Here is a 14,734-nt window from a genome sequence, read left to right as displayed (position 1 = left end):
TCGGCGAAGCAAAGGGCCGCGGCCGCCTTTATCTGGGGCGGCGCGGGCAGGGAGAGTCGGGATGGCGCAGAGCGCGGAGCGGCCGCTCTTCGGCGCGGCGATGATCGTGGCCGGCATGGCGGTGATCGGCTTCATCGACAATTTCGTGCGCGTGGCGGCGGAGGAGATCGGGATCTGGCAGTTCCACGCCATGCGGGCCGCCATCGCCGCGCCGCTCCTCGCGCTCGCGGCGCATCTGCTCGGCGCGCGGCTCCTGCCGATCTCGTGGCGGGGCTCTCTGATCCGGACTGTATTCTGCGTCGGCGCGATGCTGCTCTACTATGCCGCGCTGCCGATGGCGCCGATCGCCATTGTCGGCGCCGGGCTCTACACCTCGCCGCTCTGGGTGCTGCTGATCTCCGCCCTTGTCTTTCGCGCGGCGGTCGGGGCGCGGCAGGTCGTCGCCTCCGCGCTCGGCTTCGCGGGGGTGCTGATACTGCTCCGGCCCTGGGAGGCGGGGCTCGACCTTGCGGCGGCGATACCGGCGATGGCGGGGCTGCTCTGGGCCGGGACGCTGATCACGACGCGGCGGCTCGCCTCGGAGGAATCGCCGTTCTGCCTCGTGCTGCTCCAGTTCGTCGGCTTTTTCCTCGCGGGGGCCGCGGCGCTGGTCTGGCTCGAAGCGGCGCCGGCTTCGGAGGCGATGCGGGCCGCGGCGCCGTTCCTCTTCGCCGGATGGGTCTGGCCGATTTCGGGGACGGTCTGGGCCGTGATCGGCTTTCATGCGGTTTTCGCGGTTGTCGGCGTCCTCCTCATCACGCGAGGATACCAGAGCGCGGATGCGACGAAGACGGCGCTGTTCGACTACAGCTTCCTGATCTTCGCCGGGCTCGCGGGATGGGCGCTCTGGGGCGAGGCGCCTTCGGGCGCGGCGTCCTGGGGGGGCATGGCGCTGATCGTCGGCGCGGGGCTGTTCCTGACGCTCGGCGGGCGCAGGATTGCGGAAGGGGAGAGGGCATGACGAAGGCGGAACGGGGCAAGGCGCTGGTGACGGGCGCCTCTTCCGGGATCGGCGCGGCGACGGCGCTGGCGCTGGCGGCGGACGGATGGCGCGTCCATGTCACGGCGCGGCGGGCGGAGCGGCTCGCGGCGCTGGCGGAGGAGGCGGGCGCCTTCGCCCACGCCATCGACGCGACGGACGAGCCGGCGATGCGGGCGCTGGTGGAGGCGGAGGGGTTCGACCTCATCGTCGCAAATGCCGGGCGCGGCGCGGCGATCACCGGCCTTTCCGGCTTTCCGCCCGACGAGATCGCCTCGATGATCGCGCTCAACGTCACCGCGACGATCCAGCTTGTCGCCGCCGCGCTGCCGGGCATGGCGGCGCGTGGGCGCGGGCATGTCATCACCGTGGGCTCCGTCTCCGGCCTCTATCCGACGGGGACGGCGCTTTACGGCGCGTCGAAGCACGCGATCCGCGGGCTGGTGCGCAACCTGCGGCTGGAAGGGCTGGGGACGGGCGTGCGCTTCACCGACATCCAGCCGGGCCGCGTCTCGACCGAGTTCTATGACGTCGCGATCCCGGATGCGGCGGCGCGGGCGCCGATCAAGGAGACGGGGATCGAGGAGCTGAGCCCCGACGACGTGGCGGAGGCGATCCGCTGGGCGGCGTCGCTGCCGCCGCATGTCAACATCTCCGCGCTGGAGCTGGCGCCGACCGGGCAGGCCTATGGCGGCGCCCGCTTCGCCGGGCGGTGAGGGTGGAGGCGCTCGCCGGGCGGATCGCGGTGATCGGCTGGGGTTCGCTGATCTGGGACCTCGACGACCTTGCGCCAAAGGTGGAGGGGGACTGGATGATGGGCGCGGGGCCGGTCCTGCCCTTCGAGTTTTCCCGCATCTCGCCGAAGCGGAAGATGGGGCTGGTGCTGTGCATCGACCCCGTCCACGGCGCGCCCTGCCGGACGAGCGCGATCCTCTCCCGCAAGGGGGACATCCACGAGGCGGCGGAGGACTTGCGGCTGCGGGAGCGGGCGCCGGCGGCGGAGAAGATCGGGGCCTTCTGCGCGCGGAGCGGCTTCCTCCGCGCGCGGGTTCCCGAGGCGGGCGAGGCGGTGCGGGACTGGGCGGCGCGGACGGGGGCGGCCGGCGCCGTCTGGACCGATCTCGACGCCAATTTCGAGGCGGTGCGGGGCGAGCCCTTTTCCGTGGAGCGCGCGCTCGCCTATCTCGCGGGGCTGACGGGGGAGAGCCGGGCGGAGGCGGAGCGCTATGTGCGCGAGGCGCCGGCGCTGACGGACACGCCGTTTCGGCGCGCACTGGCGGAGGCAGGGACCGGCTGAGCGGGCTTTACGGCTGCGCGGCGGCCCGCCATGAAGGCCGGGGCTGCGAAGGGGGACGACATGGCGCGACTGAAGGAGACGGAGCCCTTCATACACGAGGGCGCGACGGTGACGGCGAGCCGGCTCGGCCGCTTCACCGAGATCGGACAGGGGAGCCGCGTCGCCTTCAGCGAGATCGGGGATTATTCCTATTGCGACCGCCATGCGGACATCGCGAACACGGTGGTCGGCAAGTTCGCCAACATCGCCAGCTTCTGCCGGATCGGGCCGACCGACCATCCGCTGGAGACGGCGGCGCTGCATCATTTCCTCTATCGCAGCGCGGATTACTGGGACGACGAGGCGGACGACGCGGACTTCTTCGCCCGCCGGCGGGCGCGGATCGGGGCGGTGGGGCATGACACCTGGCTCGGCCACGGCGCGGTGATCCGGCCCGAGGTGACTGTCGGGCACGGCGCCGTCGTCGCCTCGCTCTCGGTCGTCACGAAGGATGTGGCGCCTTACGAGATCGTCGGCGGCGTCCCGGCGAAGCCGCTCCGCCGTCGCCAGCCGCCGGAAATCGCGGAGCGGCTGATCGCGCTCGCCTGGTGGGACTGGAGCCATGAGCGGCTGCGCGTGGCGCTGCCGGATTTCCGAGCCATGAAGGCCGAGGCGTTCCTGGAGAAATACGACGGTTAGGATTCGGCGCCTGACGAGGGATACCCAATGGCGGCATTGAACCCGACGCGGACTTGAACGCGAGCCTTCACGAATGCGACCACGGATCCCGCCCGTGACCTGCTTCGATCAGTGCGGCCGGGGCCGTGCGCGCCCGCTCGGTCCGGCATGTCCGCACATCCGCGGCGCGGTTGCGCAGATCGGCCCCGCCCTTCGCCGCGACCGGCTCGGGGATCAGGCCGAAGAACTGGCGGAACGCCGCGCGCGCGAGCGTCTCGTGATAGACGTTCCCGCCTTCGGCGAAGAGCCTCGGCAGCTCCGACCACGGCGCGCACGGATGCCGATGATGCACTTCGTGGAGATTGAAGTTCAGAAACGCGCACCGGAGCGCCCTGGGCAGCCGGAGATTGTAGCCCGCATGGAGGTCGTCGAGTTTGTTGCCGTAATGGTAGGCGTTATCCAGCAGCGACACGATCACGCCGCGCGCGGCGAGCGCCAGGGCTAGCATCCACCAGCAGGAGCCGTAGAACCAGAAGCCGAGCCCGAACAGGATGCAGATGAAGAGCCCGTCCAGCCGCAGGCGGTTTCGGCCGGGCGCTTCGAGCAGCTGCTTTCGCGCCATCGGCGCCATCGTCCGGCCGTCAGGCGCGGCGTCGCCGAAGGCGCGAACGACGAGCGCTTCGAGGATGCGGCCCGGCAGCAGCGCGAAGAGCGCGGCGGCGGCCTCGAACGCATAGAGACCGATGGTGATCAGGAAGTAGTACCACGCGCTTTCCTTCGCGCCGGGGGGCCCGGCCTTTGGCGAGACGTCCGACCGCTGGAGCGGCGTTCGATTGAAGCGGTGGTGCATCAGATGGCCGAAGCGCAGCAGCTGGAATGGCGAGCCGAACACGATGGCCAGCGCGCGACCGCCGAGCCCGTTCGCGGCCCGGTGGGGCAGCAGGTTGCCGTGGATCGCCTCGTGGATCAGAGACCAGTGCGTCGGCGTGGCGATGACGCCGAGAAGCAGGAGCCAGCCGAAATGAGGACTGATCGGCAGGAGGAACACAGGAACGACGACCATCTGCAGAAGGCCGAGGATCGCGATCAACCCGATCAGTCGGAGATTTGCGTTCACCGGGATCATGATCGGCCTCGCAGATTTACAATAAGACGCTCTTTGTCAAATTGACAATCCTCCGCCATTTGTCAACATGAGACCATGAAGGACAGGGACGAACTGATCATCGAAGCGGCCATTCGGCTCTTCACCAGATACGGGGTGAAGCGCACCGGCATGGGCGACGTCGCCTCCGAGGCGGGCGTCTCGCGCCAGACGCTCTACAACGCCTTCCCCAACAAGGACGCGGTCCTGCAAGCCACGATCAAGCTTCTCTCGGATCGAACTGTCGAGAAGATCGAGATCGGCCTCTCGAAGGTCGATCGCCTCGGCGATCAGCTCGACGTCATCTTCGAGCATGCGGTAGTCGATCACTTCGACCTTCTGCACGCCGCACCGAACGCGGAGGACATCATCGCCGGCTTCAACGCGACGAGCCGAACGGAGCTTGATGCGGCGGCGGAGAGGAACATCGCGATCATCGCCCACGTTCTGTCGCCGCATTCGAAAGCCATCGAAAGGGATGGCCAGACCGTGCAGCAATTCGCCGAGTTCGTGCACCAGTCCGCCGCCGCGGCGAAGCACGGCGCACGGACCCGGGAACACCTGCTTACGCTCCTCGCTTCACTTCGGATCGCCGCGCTAAAGGTGACGGGCGCGAGATAGCCGCCGCAAATGGCGAACCGCGCCCGCCGGAGCGTTCGAAGCCGCCGATCAGGAAGATGGCGAAGATGAAAGGCGGGAAGGTCCGCAGACCTGACCTCCCTCGCTCACGGCGGAAACCTGTTTCAGGCGCGGAACGCAAGGGGCGGCCCGCGCCGCCCCCGCCCGCCTCACGCCCAGCCGAGCGCCTTCAGCGAATCGCCGTCATTCCAGATCTTCGTCATGTGGCTGATCCGCCCGCCGGCGAATTCCATCGCATAGACATAGTCGGCGGCGACGCTCCGCCCGGTCGGCGGAACCGGCCCGCCATCGGCGGAATGCGTTCCGTGGAAGACGGCGAAGGCGAGGAGGACGCCGCGCGCCTCGTCCGCCGCGAAGCCCTTCAGCTCATAGCGGCCGTCGGGGAGGGGAACGAGGAGGCCCTTCATCCATTCTGTGTAGCCCTCCAGCGTATGGACCTCCGCCAGCGCGCCCGACTGGCAGGAAAAGCTCGCGTCCGCCGCGCAATACTGCGCGCAGGCGGCCCAGCCGCCGCCCGTCTCGCAGGCGTCGAAGAAGGCCATTCCGGTTTCCGTCATGCTCATCGTCTCGTCTCCTGTCGGATGCGGGCGGGGCCGACCCCCGCGCCGTCATGTCTTGAAGATTGGCATGGCGGGCGCCCGCCGGTATCGTTCAAATGCAGCAGAAGATGCAGGAGGGATGCGCGGGGCAGGCCCTCCGCAGGGCGAGGGGGCGGAATGCAGGACGAGGCGCAAGCGGCTGAACTGCTTTCGAAACGGGAGCTCGAAGTCGCCGCCGCCTATGCCGAGGGGCTGAGCTACAAGGAGATTGCGCGCGATCTCGGCGTCTCGCCCACCACGATCCGCTCCCATCTCCGCACCGTCTACGGCAAGCTCGGCGTCACCTCGAAGATCGCGCTCTCCCAGGCGCTGATCGACCCGAAGGCGGCGAGCGAGGCGGAGCGGGACGCGGCGTCGCTCACCGCCGACCTCGCGCTCGAACTTGACGACGCGATGCGGCGGGAGCGGATGATGGCGCGCGTCCTCCGCCTCGTCAGCCGGCGGGACGCGGACCTCGACGCCGTGATCGACGAAGTGATCGACCAGGCGCTGGACATCTGCGAGGCGGAGTTCGGCGTGCTCTTCGAACATCACGGCGGCCTCCGGTTCAGCGCCATGCGCTCCCGCAACATCGCGCCCGCCTTCGCCTCCTGGCTGGCGGAACGCGGCGAATTCGCCGTCGATCCGGCCACGGGCCTCGGCCGGGTGGCGGAGACGCTCTCCGTGGTCAACATCGCCGACGTGCGGGGCGAGGAGGCTTACAGCGAACGCGCCTCGCTTCGCGTGGCGACGGCCGAGCTTGGCGGCGCGCGCTCCTTCGCCGCGATTCCGATGCTCTCCGGCGACCGGCTGATCGGCGTCTTCACCGTCTACCGGACGCGGGTTCACCCGTTCAACGAGCGGGCTCTGGAGTTGGCGCAGGCCTTCGCCGACCAGGCCGTCATCGCAATCGAGAATGTCCGACAGTTCCGCGCGCTTCAGAACCGGCTCGCCCGCGCAGCCGCCTCGCGCGAGATCCTGGAGGCGATCCGCACCTCCCGCGAGGATGCGGTGCCGGTCTTCGACGTGATCCTGAAACATGCCCGGCAGCTTTGCGACGCGCCCTTCGCGGCGCTGGCGCTCGGGAAGGAAGGTGATGCGCATCAGGTCATGGCGGCGCATCACGGCGCGGTGGAGAGCACGGAAGAAATCTACCGGGAGGGCCGGATTCCGATGGACCCGGTCCGCTCCTTCGCCGCCCGCTCGATCATCGAAAAGCGGGCGATTCACCTGCCGGACATGCGGGATACGGACGAATACCGCGCCGGCTATCCCAACGTCGTGGCGCTTTGCGACAATCAGGGCATCCGCACCAACCTCTTCGTGCCGCTGATCTCGAATGGCGAGGGGATCGGCTGCTTCATCATCTTCCGTCACGAGGTCAGGCCCTATTCGGACGACCAGATTTCGCTGGTCGAGACCTTCGCGGCGCAGGCGGTGATTGCGCTGGAGAACGTGCAGCAGTTCCGCGCGCTCGAGGCCCGAACGGCGGAGGTGCAGGCGCTGAACGCCTCGCTGGAGGAGAAGGTCGCCGCGCAGGTCGGGGAGATCGAGCGGGTGGGGCGGCTGAAGCAGTTCCTTTCCCCCGCCGTCGCCGAGGTTTTCGTCTCGCAGGGGGAGGAGCGGCGGCTCGCCAGCCACCGGGCGCTGATCGCGACGCTCTTCTGCGACATCCGCGGCTTCACCGCCTTCTGCGAGACGGCGGAGCCGGAGGAGACCATCGAGGTCCTGCAGGCCTATCACGAGGAGATGGGGAACCTCATCTCGGCCCATGGCGGCGGCGTGGACAAGCGGATGGCCGACGGGATCATGGTGATCTTCAACGACCCGATCGCCTGCGACGACCCGGCGGGGGATGCGGCGCGCCTCGCCATCGCCATGCGGGAGCGGATGCGCGCGCTCTGCGGCAGGTGGCGGCGGCTCGGCCACCGGCTCGGCTTCGGCGTCGGCATTTCGTTCGGCTATGCGACGGTCGGCATGGTCGGCTCGGCGGGGCGGTTCGACTACACGGCTTCGGGCACATCCGTGAACACGGCGGCGCGGCTCTGCGACATCGCGGGGGATGACGAGATCCTCCTCTCCCCGCGCGCCTTCGCCGCTATCGAGGACGCCTTCGCCGCGGAGAGCCGCGGGGCGGTCGAGATCAAGGGAATCCGCGAGCCGATGGAGATTTTCGCGCTCCGCGCGTGAGCCGCGCTCACCCCGCCGCCACCTCCAGCACCACACGGTCCCCCGCGAACCAGGTGCGGCCGTATTCCACGGGCTCGCCGCCCGGCGTCGCGTTCACGCTGACGGAAAGGAGGAGCGGCGCGCCCTCCGCGAGGCGCAGGTGCCGCGCCTCGAAGGGCCGCGCCCGCTCCGCCGAGAGGCGCGTCGAGACGCGGACATAGTCGGGTATCCCCGCCTGCGCGAGGGCGGCGGTGACGGAGCGGGTCTCCGCCAGCCCTTCCTTCAGGCCGGGGAGGCGCGCGGCGGGGAAGGCCGCGCGGAAATAGCTGAGCGGCGCGCCGTCCGCGAGGCCGATCCCCTCCCACACGTGGACCATCTCGCCGGGCGCGAGGCCGAGCGCCTCCGCCTCCCGCGGGCCGGCGGGCAGGGTTTCGAGGCGGAGGATCTCCTTCGTCGGGCTGCGCCCCGCCTCGGTGAAGCTTTGGTGGAAACGGACGCGGCGGCCGAGCGGATAGGTCGCCGGGCGGAAGGCGACGAAGGCGCCGGAGCCGCGCCGCGTCAGGATCAGGCCCGCCTCCGCCATCGCGGCGAGGGCGCGGCGGGCGGTGTGGCGGTTGACGCCGAAGCGGCGGGCGAGCGCCGCCTCCGTCGGCAGCTTCTCCCCCGGCTGGTAGCGGCCGGAGGCGATCTCCGCCTTCAGGGCCGTCTCGATCTCCCGCCAGAGCGTTTCCGCCATGATGTCATCCGATCTTCATCAGAGTGTCGCGTCTCGGCGCTTGGAATCCTGCGCGGGGTCCTGTATCAGAAGTCTAGTTGTATAGTAGTATAGACAACCTGACAAGGTGTCGAATGACCGGACCCGCAGAACGAGACGCAGAAACTGGCGCCGCCATCGAGCGGCGCCGCGCCTGGCTCTCCCTCCTCGCGAAGGCGCCCGCCGCCTCGCTCGCCCGGCTCTGGGCGGAGGCCGGGCCGGCGCCGGCGCATGAGGTGCTGCGGCGGCCCGAGATCGGCGCGGTAATGGCGCGGGGGCGGGCGGGCGGCTCCGGCGCGGCCTTCAACCTCGGCGAGATCACGGTGACGCGCGCGGCGGTGCGGCTCGAAACCGGCGAGGAGGGGCACGGCTATGTGCAGGGCCGCGACAAGGCGAAGGCGCTGACCGCCGCGCTGATCGACGCGCTGATGCAGACGGGGGCGGCGCCGCGGCTCCGCGCCGCTTTGCTCGACCCGCTCGCGGCGGAGATGGCGGCGGCGGCGGAGGCGCGGGCGCGGAAGGCGGCGGCGACGAAGGTGGAGTTCTTCACCATGGTCAGGGGAGAGTCGGAATGAGCGGCCTTTCGGGCGCCTTCGCAGACCCGGCGCCGGAGGCGGCGCGGGCCTTCCGCGCCGCGCTCCGCGCCGTGGCGCGCCCCGGAACCATCGAGCGCGTGGAGGGCGCGGCGCCGCCCGCGCCGCTCTCCCCCGCCGCCGGGGCGCTTCTGCTGACGCTGGCGGACCCGGAGACGCCGCTGCACCTCGCCGGGGCCTGGGATTGCGAGGCGGTGCGGGGCTGGCTGACCTTTCATTGCGGCGCGCCCTTCGTTCCGGCGGAGCGGGCGATGTTCGCCGTGGGGGACTGGGCTTCGCTGCAACCCCTCGCCCGCTTCGCGGTCGGGACGGCGGAATATCCGGACCGGTCGGCGACGCTGATCGTCGAGATGGCGGCGCTGGAGCCGGCGGGGGCGAGGCTGACCGGGCCGGGGATCGAGCGGGAGGCGCGGCTTTCGCTCCCCGATATCGACGCCTTCCGGGCGAATGCGGCGCTCTTCCCGCTCGGGCTCGATTTCTACCTGTGCGCGGGGGACCGGCTCGCCGCCCTGCCGCGCACGACGCGCGTGAAGGCGGGCTGATGTATGTCGCGGTCAAGGGCGGGGAGGCGGCGATCGAGGCCGCGCATGGCTGGCTCGCCGAGGCGCGGCGGGGGGACCCTGCGGTCCCCGCGCTCTCCCCGGATCAGGTGCGGGAGCAGCTTTCCCTCGCCGTCGCGCGGGTGATGGCGGAGGGGTCGCTCTTCGACGAGGACCTCGCCGCGCTCGCGATCAAGCAGGCGCGGGGCGACCTGATCGAGGCGATCTTCCTCGTCCGCGCCTATCGGACCACCCTGCCCCGCTTCGGCGCGGCGCTTCCCGTGGACACAGCGCGGATGCGCCCGATCCGCCGCGTCTCCGCCACCTTCAAGGACGCGCCGGGCGGACAGGTTCTGGGCCCGACCTTCGACTACACGCACCGGCTGATCGACTTCGCGCTCGCGGCGGAGGGGGAGCCGCCGGTCGCGCGCGAGGCGGCGGCGCGGGCGGAGGCGACGCCGCATATCCTCGACTTTCTGGGGCAGGACGGGCTGATCCAGCAGGAGCCGCCGACGGAGGAGACGCCGCCGGACCTGACGCGCCAGCCGCTGGAGCTTCCCGCCTCCCGCCCGCTCCGGCTGCAGGCGCTGACGCGGGGGGACGAGGGCTTCATGCTCGGCATGGCCTATTCGACGCAGCGCGGCTACGGGCGGAACCATCCGTTCGTCGGGGAGTTGCGGATCGGCATGGTGGCGGTGGAGCTCGACATTCCGGAGCTCGGCTTCGCCATCGAGGTGGCGGAGGCGATGGTGACGGAATGCGAGACGGTGAACCAGTTCGCCGGATCGAAGACGGAGCCGCCGCAATTCACCCGCGGCTACGGCCTCGTTTTCGGCCAGTCGGAGCGCAAGGCGATCTCCATGGCTCTGGTGGACCGGGCGCTGCGCTGGCGGGAACTGGGGGAGGAGAATGTCGGCGCCCCGGCGCAGGACGAGGAATTCGTCCTCTATCACTCGGACAACATCCAGGGGACGGGCTTCGTGGAGCACATCAAGCTGCCCCACTATGTCGACTTCCAGTCCGAACTGGAGCTGATCCGGAAGATCCGGGCGGATGCGATGCGGGAGGCTGCGGAGTGAGCCTAGTCGATCTTCTCCCGCTCCGGCCGGCGCGCGGGCCGGTCATCCTTCGGCAGCGGAATGGGCGCCGGGGCGCGGCGGCCTCCGTCATCGCCGCCGCCGCGGGGGCGGAGCCGGGCCAGGAGCAGGACCGCCGCGGCGGCCATGAGGACGATCAGGACGAGCTTCATTTCAGCCTCCCTTCGGGGAACGGGGATCGGCGATGAACGACTACAACTTCGCATATCTGGACGAGCAGACCAAGCGGATGATCCGTCGCGCCCTGCTGAAGGCGCTGGCGATCCCCGGCTATCAGGTCCCCTTCGCCAGCCGGGAGATGCCGATGCCCTATGGCTGGGGCACCGGCGGCGTGCAGGTTTCCGCCGCCTGCATGACGCCCGAGGACGTCTTCAAGGTGATCGACCAGGGGGCGGACGACACGACCAACGCCGTCTCCATCCGCAAGTTCTTCGAGAAGACGGCGGGCGTCGCCACGACGGAGCGGACGGCGGAGGCGACGGTGATCCAGACCCGCCACCGCATCCCGGAACGGGCGCTGAATGAGGACCAGATCCTCGTCTATCAGGTGCCGATCCCGGAGCCGCTCCGCTTTCTCGAACCCCGCGAGACGGAGACGCGGAAGATGCACGCGCTCGAGGAATACGGGCTGATGCATGTGAAGCTCTATGAGGACATCGCCCGCCACGGCCATATCGCCACCGCCTACGCCTATCCGGTGAAGGTGGAGGGGCGCTATGTGATGGACCCGTCCCCGATCCCGAAATTCGACAATCCGAAGCTCCGCTCCGCCGCGATCCAGCTTTTCGGCGCGGGGCGGGAGCAGCGGATCTACGCCATTCCGCCCTTCACGGACGTGGTTAGCCTCGATTTCGAGGATCACCCGTTCGACCCCTCCGCCGCGCCGCATAACTGCGCGCTCTGCGGGGCGGAGGGCTCCTATCTCGACGAGGTCATCATGGACGATGCGGGCGGGCGGATGTTCGTGTGCTCGGACACCGATTTCTGCCGGGAGCGGCGGGCGGCGGGGCATGTCGGCGCGATGGGCGCGCCCTATGAGGAGGACGCTGCGTGAACGCGATCGTCATTCGCGCCCCGCGGCCCGACGATTCCGGGCCGCTTGCGGCGATCATGAACTTGCCCGGCGTGCGCGCCGGAACGCTTCGAATGCCCTTCGAGACAGAGAGTTTTGCGCGGGAAAGGCTGACCCAGCCCGGGCCGGGCGTTCATACGCTCGTCGCGGAGACCGACGGCGTGGTCGCGGGCTCGGGAACGCTGATCCGACAAGTCGGGCGGCGCTCGCATGTGGGCGAGGTCTTCCTCTTCGTGGCGGATGATCGATGGCGACGGGGCGTCGGGCGCGCGCTTCTGGCGGCGCTTCTCGACATCGCCGACAACTGGATCGGGCTTGCTCGCGTCGAGCTGACCTGCAATGCGGACAATGCCGGCGCGGTCGCGCTCTATGAGGCGTTCGGCTTCGCCCATGAGGGGCGAAGGCGGGCGGACGTGCTCCGCAACGGGGTCCTGATCGACAGCCTCGCCATGGCCCGCCTCCGCAGGCGACCCGATTTCGAAGGGGAGCCGACGGCATGACCCCCCTTCTCTCCGTCCGCGATCTCACGAAGCGCTACGGCCCCCGCATCGGCTGCGCAGGCGTCTCTTTCGATCTCTATCCCGGCGAGGTGATGGGGATCGTCGGGGAATCCGGTTCGGGTAAATCAACCTTGTTGAGTTGCCTCGCCGGCAAGCTCCCGCCCGACGAGGGAGAGGTGATCTTCGACACCCGCGGCGAGGGCCCACGGGACGTTCTGAAAATGTCGGAGCCCGAGCGGCGGATGCTTTCGCGCACGGACTGGGCCTTCGTCCACCAGAACCCGCGGGACGGTTTGCGCATGGGCGTCTCCGCCGGCGGCAATGTCGGCGAGCGGCTGATGGCGGTGGGCGCGCGCCATTACGGCCGCATCCGGGAGGGCGCTGCGGACTGGCTCGGCCGGGTCGAGATCGCGGCGGACCGGATCGACGACCGGCCGACGGCGTTCTCGGGCGGCATGCAGCAGCGGCTCCAGATCGCGCGCAACCTCGTCACCGGCCCGCGCCTCGCCTTCATGGACGAGCCGACCGGCGGGCTCGACGTCTCCGTGCAGGCGCGGCTTCTCGACCTCATTCGCTCTCTCGTGAGGGAGCTTGGCCTTTCCGCGATCATCGTCACGCATGACCTTGCGGTGGTGCGGCTTCTGGCCGACCGTCTGATGGTGATGAAGGACGGGCGGGTGGTGGAGGCCGGGCTCACCGATCAGGTGCTCGACGATCCGCAGCACGGCTACACGCAGCTTCTCGTCTCTTCGGTGCTCCAGGTCTGAGGAAACGGGATGATCACGGGATATGCGCTGAAGGATGGCGGGCTCGCCCGCGAGGAGCCGGAAGGGGCGATCTGGCTCGATTTCTTCGATCCGACCGACGCGGAGCGCGACGCGCTTTCCGCGATGATCGGCTTCCCGGCCCCGACGCGGGTGCAGCAGGCCGAGATCGAGATGTCCTCCCGCCTCTATGTCGAGCGGGGCGCGGCGGTGATGACGGCGCTGATCCCGGCCCATACCAAGACAGATCAGGCGGAGATCGGGCCGGTCACCTTCATCCTTGCGGAAGACCGGCTCTTCACCCTCCGCACGCATACGCCGCGCCCCTTCGAGACCTATCCGGCGGAGGCGGCGCAGCACGCCCATCCCTGCGACAGCGCGCTGGCCATCCTCCTCGGGCTGATCGAGGACACGATCTCCCGCCTCGCCGATCTCGTCGAATATGTCGGGCGGAAGATCGAGTCGCTGACGAAGAGCGTTTTCCGACCGGAGCGCGGCAAGCGGCCCGACCTTCAGGCGCGGCTGCAGAAGATCGGCTGGCGCGATTCCATCGTCACCCATGTGCGGGACAGCCTCGTGACCATCGAGCGGATGCTCGGCTTCCTCCAGCCGGTGCTGGAGCAGCGGGATGCGCCGAAGGCCGCGCTGGCGCTCCTCGCCAGCCATCAGCGGGACGTGCGGACGATTTCGGAGCAGGCCGGGTTCCTGATGCAGAAGACGGCGTTCCTGCTGGACGCCACGCTCGGCCTCATCTCCATCGAGCAGAACGCGATCACCAAGATGTTCTCCATCGTCGCGGTGGTGTTCCTTCCGCCAACCCTCGTCGCCTCCGTCTACGGCATGAATTTCGAGTTCATGCCGGAGCTGGGCGCGCCCTTCGGCTATCCGCTGGCGCTGCTCCTGATGGCGCTTTCGGCGGCGGGGCCGCTCTTCTGGTTCCGGCGGCGGGGGTGGTTCTGATGATGCTCTGCTGGCGGCTGGAGGCGGGGGGGCTCGCGCCGGAGCCGGCGGGGCCGGAGGCCGCGCTCTGGATCGACCTTGTCAATCCGGGGCGGGAGGAATTGGCTCGGCTCTCCGCGCTCATCGGGGCGGAGCCGCCGACGCGGGAGGAGCAGGAGGAGATCGAGCTTTCCTCCCGCCTCTATGTGGAGAACGGCGTGGCGGTGATGACGGCGCTGCTGCCGGCCTACACCCAGACGGAGAAGGCGGAGATCGGGCCGGTGAGCTTCATGCTCACCCCGCAGCGGCTTGTGACCGTCCGCCATCACGACCCGCGGCCGTTCGAGACCTATCCGAAGCGCGCGGGCAAGGCCGCCCTGCCCTGCTCCTCCGCCGCCACGGCGCTGATCGGGCTGATCGAGGAGATCATCGACCGGCTGGCGGACATCACTGAGCTGGCCGGGCGGCGGATCGAGACGCTTTCCCTCAAGACCTTCGAGGCCGAGAAGGCGGCGAACGGCGACCTTCGAGGCGCGCTGAAGGAGATCGGGCGGCTCGACGGGCGCGTGGCGCAACTGCGCGACAGCCTCGTGACGATGGAGCGGCTGCTCGGCTTCCTCGCCCCTGTGCTCGACCACCAGAAGGCGGGGAAGGACGCCAAGACGATCCTCAAGTCGCAGCTCCGCGACGTGCGGACGATCTCGGAACAGGCCGGCTACCTGATGCAGAAGACCGCCTTCCTGCTCGACGCGACGCTCGGCCTCATCAGCGTGGAGCAGAACGGGATCATCAAGATATTCTCCGTCGTCGCGGTCGTCTTCCTGCCGCCGACGCTGGTGGCCTCGATCTACGGCATGAATTTCGAATGGATGCCGGAGCTGGGATGGCGCTGGGGCTACCCCGCCGCGCTCGGGCTCATGGCGCTCTCCGCGGCGGCGCCGCTGATCTACTTCAAGCGCAAGGGATGGTTCTGA

At 69.6% G+C, this 14,734-nt stretch carries 18 protein-coding genes; 14 read left to right on the top strand and 4 right to left on the bottom strand.

Annotated features, from left to right (window positions below; translation table 11 throughout):
• Positions 1-61: 61 nt before the first annotated feature.
• The 4 genes from ACE37J_RS13375 to ACE37J_RS13360 are packed head-to-tail and all read left to right on the top strand — an operon-like array spanning position 62 to position 2,993.
• The gene (locus ACE37J_RS13375) at positions 62-1,000 is read left to right on the top strand and encodes a DMT family transporter (RefSeq protein ID WP_409711756.1); all 939 of its coding nucleotides are present in this window, start codon (positions 62-64) and stop codon (positions 998-1,000) included.
• A complete protein-coding gene (locus ACE37J_RS13370) occupies positions 997-1,734 on the top strand; it encodes an SDR family oxidoreductase (RefSeq protein WP_409711755.1) in 738 nt (245 codons plus the stop codon). The genes ACE37J_RS13375 and ACE37J_RS13370 overlap by 4 nt, the downstream gene beginning before the upstream one ends.
• Positions 1,731-2,315, top strand: a complete 585-nt coding sequence (locus ACE37J_RS13365) for a hypothetical protein (RefSeq protein WP_409711754.1) — start codon at positions 1,731-1,733, stop codon at positions 2,313-2,315. The genes ACE37J_RS13370 and ACE37J_RS13365 overlap by 4 nt, the downstream gene beginning before the upstream one ends.
• Before the next feature lie 60 nt (positions 2,316-2,375).
• A complete protein-coding gene (locus ACE37J_RS13360; RefSeq protein ID WP_409711753.1) occupies positions 2,376-2,993 on the top strand; it encodes a chloramphenicol acetyltransferase in 618 nt (205 codons plus the stop codon).
• Between the two features lie 67 nt (positions 2,994-3,060).
• Here ACE37J_RS13360 and ACE37J_RS13355 read toward each other — a convergent pair whose 3' ends face one another.
• Complete coding sequence (locus ACE37J_RS13355) at positions 3,061-4,098, bottom strand: fatty acid desaturase family protein (RefSeq protein ID WP_409711752.1); 1,038 nt, start codon at positions 4,096-4,098, stop codon at positions 3,061-3,063.
• Between the two features lie 75 nt (positions 4,099-4,173).
• Here ACE37J_RS13355 and ACE37J_RS13350 point away from each other — a divergent pair, with 75 nt between their 5' ends.
• A complete protein-coding gene (locus tag ACE37J_RS13350; RefSeq protein ID WP_409711751.1) occupies positions 4,174-4,737 on the top strand; it encodes a TetR/AcrR family transcriptional regulator in 564 nt (187 codons plus the stop codon).
• Between the two features lie 167 nt (positions 4,738-4,904).
• On the opposite strand, the gene ACE37J_RS13345 is transcribed toward ACE37J_RS13350, so the two are convergent.
• On the bottom strand, positions 4,905-5,318 hold the full coding sequence (locus ACE37J_RS13345; RefSeq protein WP_409711750.1) for an ester cyclase: 414 nt from the start codon (positions 5,316-5,318) through the stop codon (positions 4,905-4,907).
• A gap of 153 nt (positions 5,319-5,471) precedes the next feature.
• On the opposite strand from ACE37J_RS13345, the gene ACE37J_RS13340 reads away from it, so the two are divergent.
• Complete coding sequence (locus tag ACE37J_RS13340) at positions 5,472-7,523, top strand: GAF domain-containing protein (RefSeq protein WP_409711749.1); 2,052 nt, start codon at positions 5,472-5,474, stop codon at positions 7,521-7,523.
• 7 nt (positions 7,524-7,530) lie between these two features.
• Here ACE37J_RS13340 and phnF read toward each other — a convergent pair whose 3' ends face one another.
• Positions 7,531-8,238 carry a phosphonate metabolism transcriptional regulator PhnF gene (gene phnF / locus ACE37J_RS13335; protein ID WP_409711748.1) on the bottom strand — a complete coding sequence of 236 codons (708 nt, stop codon included), beginning with the start codon at positions 8,236-8,238 and terminating at the stop codon, positions 7,531-7,533.
• A gap of 113 nt (positions 8,239-8,351) precedes the next feature.
• Between phnF and phnG the strand changes: the two genes are divergently transcribed.
• From phnG to ACE37J_RS13320, 3 genes are read left to right on the top strand one after another with little or no spacing between them, the layout of a single operon-like run.
• A complete protein-coding gene (gene phnG, locus ACE37J_RS13330; protein ID WP_409711747.1) occupies positions 8,352-8,831 on the top strand; it encodes a phosphonate C-P lyase system protein PhnG in 480 nt (159 codons plus the stop codon).
• A complete protein-coding gene (gene phnH / locus ACE37J_RS13325) occupies positions 8,828-9,391 on the top strand; it encodes a phosphonate C-P lyase system protein PhnH (RefSeq protein ID WP_409711746.1) in 564 nt (187 codons plus the stop codon). Before phnG ends, phnH begins: the two co-directional genes overlap by 4 nt.
• Positions 9,391-10,467, top strand: a complete 1,077-nt coding sequence (locus ACE37J_RS13320; protein WP_409711745.1) for a carbon-phosphorus lyase complex subunit PhnI — start codon at positions 9,391-9,393, stop codon at positions 10,465-10,467. Before phnH ends, ACE37J_RS13320 begins: the two co-directional genes overlap by 1 nt.
• A gap of 2 nt (positions 10,468-10,469) precedes the next feature.
• On the opposite strand, the gene ACE37J_RS13315 is transcribed toward ACE37J_RS13320, so the two are convergent.
• On the bottom strand, positions 10,470-10,637 hold the full coding sequence (locus ACE37J_RS13315) for a hypothetical protein (protein ID WP_409711744.1): 168 nt from the start codon (positions 10,635-10,637) through the stop codon (positions 10,470-10,472).
• Positions 10,638-10,669: 32 nt separating this feature from the next.
• Between ACE37J_RS13315 and ACE37J_RS13310 the strand changes: the two genes are divergently transcribed.
• From ACE37J_RS13310 to corA, 5 genes are read left to right on the top strand one after another with little or no spacing between them, the layout of a single operon-like run.
• Positions 10,670-11,539, top strand: a complete 870-nt coding sequence (locus tag ACE37J_RS13310; protein WP_409711743.1) for an alpha-D-ribose 1-methylphosphonate 5-phosphate C-P-lyase PhnJ — start codon at positions 10,670-10,672, stop codon at positions 11,537-11,539.
• A complete protein-coding gene (locus tag ACE37J_RS13305) occupies positions 11,536-12,057 on the top strand; it encodes a GNAT family N-acetyltransferase (protein ID WP_409711742.1) in 522 nt (173 codons plus the stop codon). The genes ACE37J_RS13310 and ACE37J_RS13305 overlap by 4 nt, the downstream gene beginning before the upstream one ends.
• Positions 12,054-12,824, top strand: coding sequence for a phosphonate C-P lyase system protein PhnK (gene phnK, locus ACE37J_RS13300; protein WP_409711741.1), 771 nt, complete (start codon positions 12,054-12,056; stop codon positions 12,822-12,824). Before ACE37J_RS13305 ends, phnK begins: the two co-directional genes overlap by 4 nt.
• Positions 12,825-12,833: 9 nt before the next feature.
• A complete protein-coding gene (locus tag ACE37J_RS13295; RefSeq protein WP_409711740.1) occupies positions 12,834-13,781 on the top strand; it encodes a CorA family divalent cation transporter in 948 nt (315 codons plus the stop codon).
• Positions 13,781-14,734 carry a magnesium/cobalt transporter CorA gene (corA, locus tag ACE37J_RS13290; protein ID WP_409711739.1) on the top strand — a complete coding sequence of 318 codons (954 nt, stop codon included), beginning with the start codon at positions 13,781-13,783 and terminating at the stop codon, positions 14,732-14,734. Before ACE37J_RS13295 ends, corA begins: the two co-directional genes overlap by 1 nt.

The organism is Pikeienuella sp., from assembly GCF_046290545.1.
In the GTDB taxonomy this organism is placed as follows: domain Bacteria; phylum Pseudomonadota; class Alphaproteobacteria; order Rhodobacterales; family Rhodobacteraceae; genus Pikeienuella.
This window is presented reverse-complemented; position numbering and strand designations above follow the sequence as displayed.

Bases quoted from the DNA above. Each gene is read 5' to 3' on its own strand.
- ACE37J_RS13315 (WP_409711744.1), bottom strand. From the start codon at position 10,637: ATGAAGCTCGTCCTGATCGTCCTCATGGCCGCCGCGGCGGTCCTGCTC.
- ACE37J_RS13345 (WP_409711750.1), bottom strand. From the start codon at position 5,318: ATGAGCATGACGGAAACCGGAATGGCCTTCTTCGACGCCTGCGAGACG.
- ACE37J_RS13350 (WP_409711751.1), top strand. From the start codon at position 4,174: ATGAAGGACAGGGACGAACTGATCATCGAAGCGGCCATTCGGCTCTTC.
- ACE37J_RS13310 (WP_409711743.1), top strand. From the start codon at position 10,670: ATGAACGACTACAACTTCGCATATCTGGACGAGCAGACCAAGCGGATG.
- ACE37J_RS13320 (WP_409711745.1), top strand. From the start codon at position 9,391: ATGTATGTCGCGGTCAAGGGCGGGGAGGCGGCGATCGAGGCCGCGCAT.
- ACE37J_RS13340 (WP_409711749.1), top strand. From the start codon at position 5,472: ATGCAGGACGAGGCGCAAGCGGCTGAACTGCTTTCGAAACGGGAGCTC.
- corA (WP_409711739.1), top strand. From the start codon at position 13,781: ATGATGCTCTGCTGGCGGCTGGAGGCGGGGGGGCTCGCGCCGGAGCCG.
- ACE37J_RS13355 (WP_409711752.1), bottom strand. From the start codon at position 4,098: ATGATCCCGGTGAACGCAAATCTCCGACTGATCGGGTTGATCGCGATC.
- ACE37J_RS13370 (WP_409711755.1), top strand. From the start codon at position 997: ATGACGAAGGCGGAACGGGGCAAGGCGCTGGTGACGGGCGCCTCTTCC.
- phnK (WP_409711741.1), top strand. From the start codon at position 12,054: ATGACCCCCCTTCTCTCCGTCCGCGATCTCACGAAGCGCTACGGCCCC.
- phnH (WP_409711746.1), top strand. From the start codon at position 8,828: ATGAGCGGCCTTTCGGGCGCCTTCGCAGACCCGGCGCCGGAGGCGGCG.
- ACE37J_RS13295 (WP_409711740.1), top strand. From the start codon at position 12,834: ATGATCACGGGATATGCGCTGAAGGATGGCGGGCTCGCCCGCGAGGAG.
- ACE37J_RS13360 (WP_409711753.1), top strand. From the start codon at position 2,376: ATGGCGCGACTGAAGGAGACGGAGCCCTTCATACACGAGGGCGCGACG.
- phnF (WP_409711748.1), bottom strand. From the start codon at position 8,238: ATGGCGGAAACGCTCTGGCGGGAGATCGAGACGGCCCTGAAGGCGGAG.
- ACE37J_RS13375 (WP_409711756.1), top strand. From the start codon at position 62: ATGGCGCAGAGCGCGGAGCGGCCGCTCTTCGGCGCGGCGATGATCGTG.
- phnG (WP_409711747.1), top strand. From the start codon at position 8,352: ATGACCGGACCCGCAGAACGAGACGCAGAAACTGGCGCCGCCATCGAG.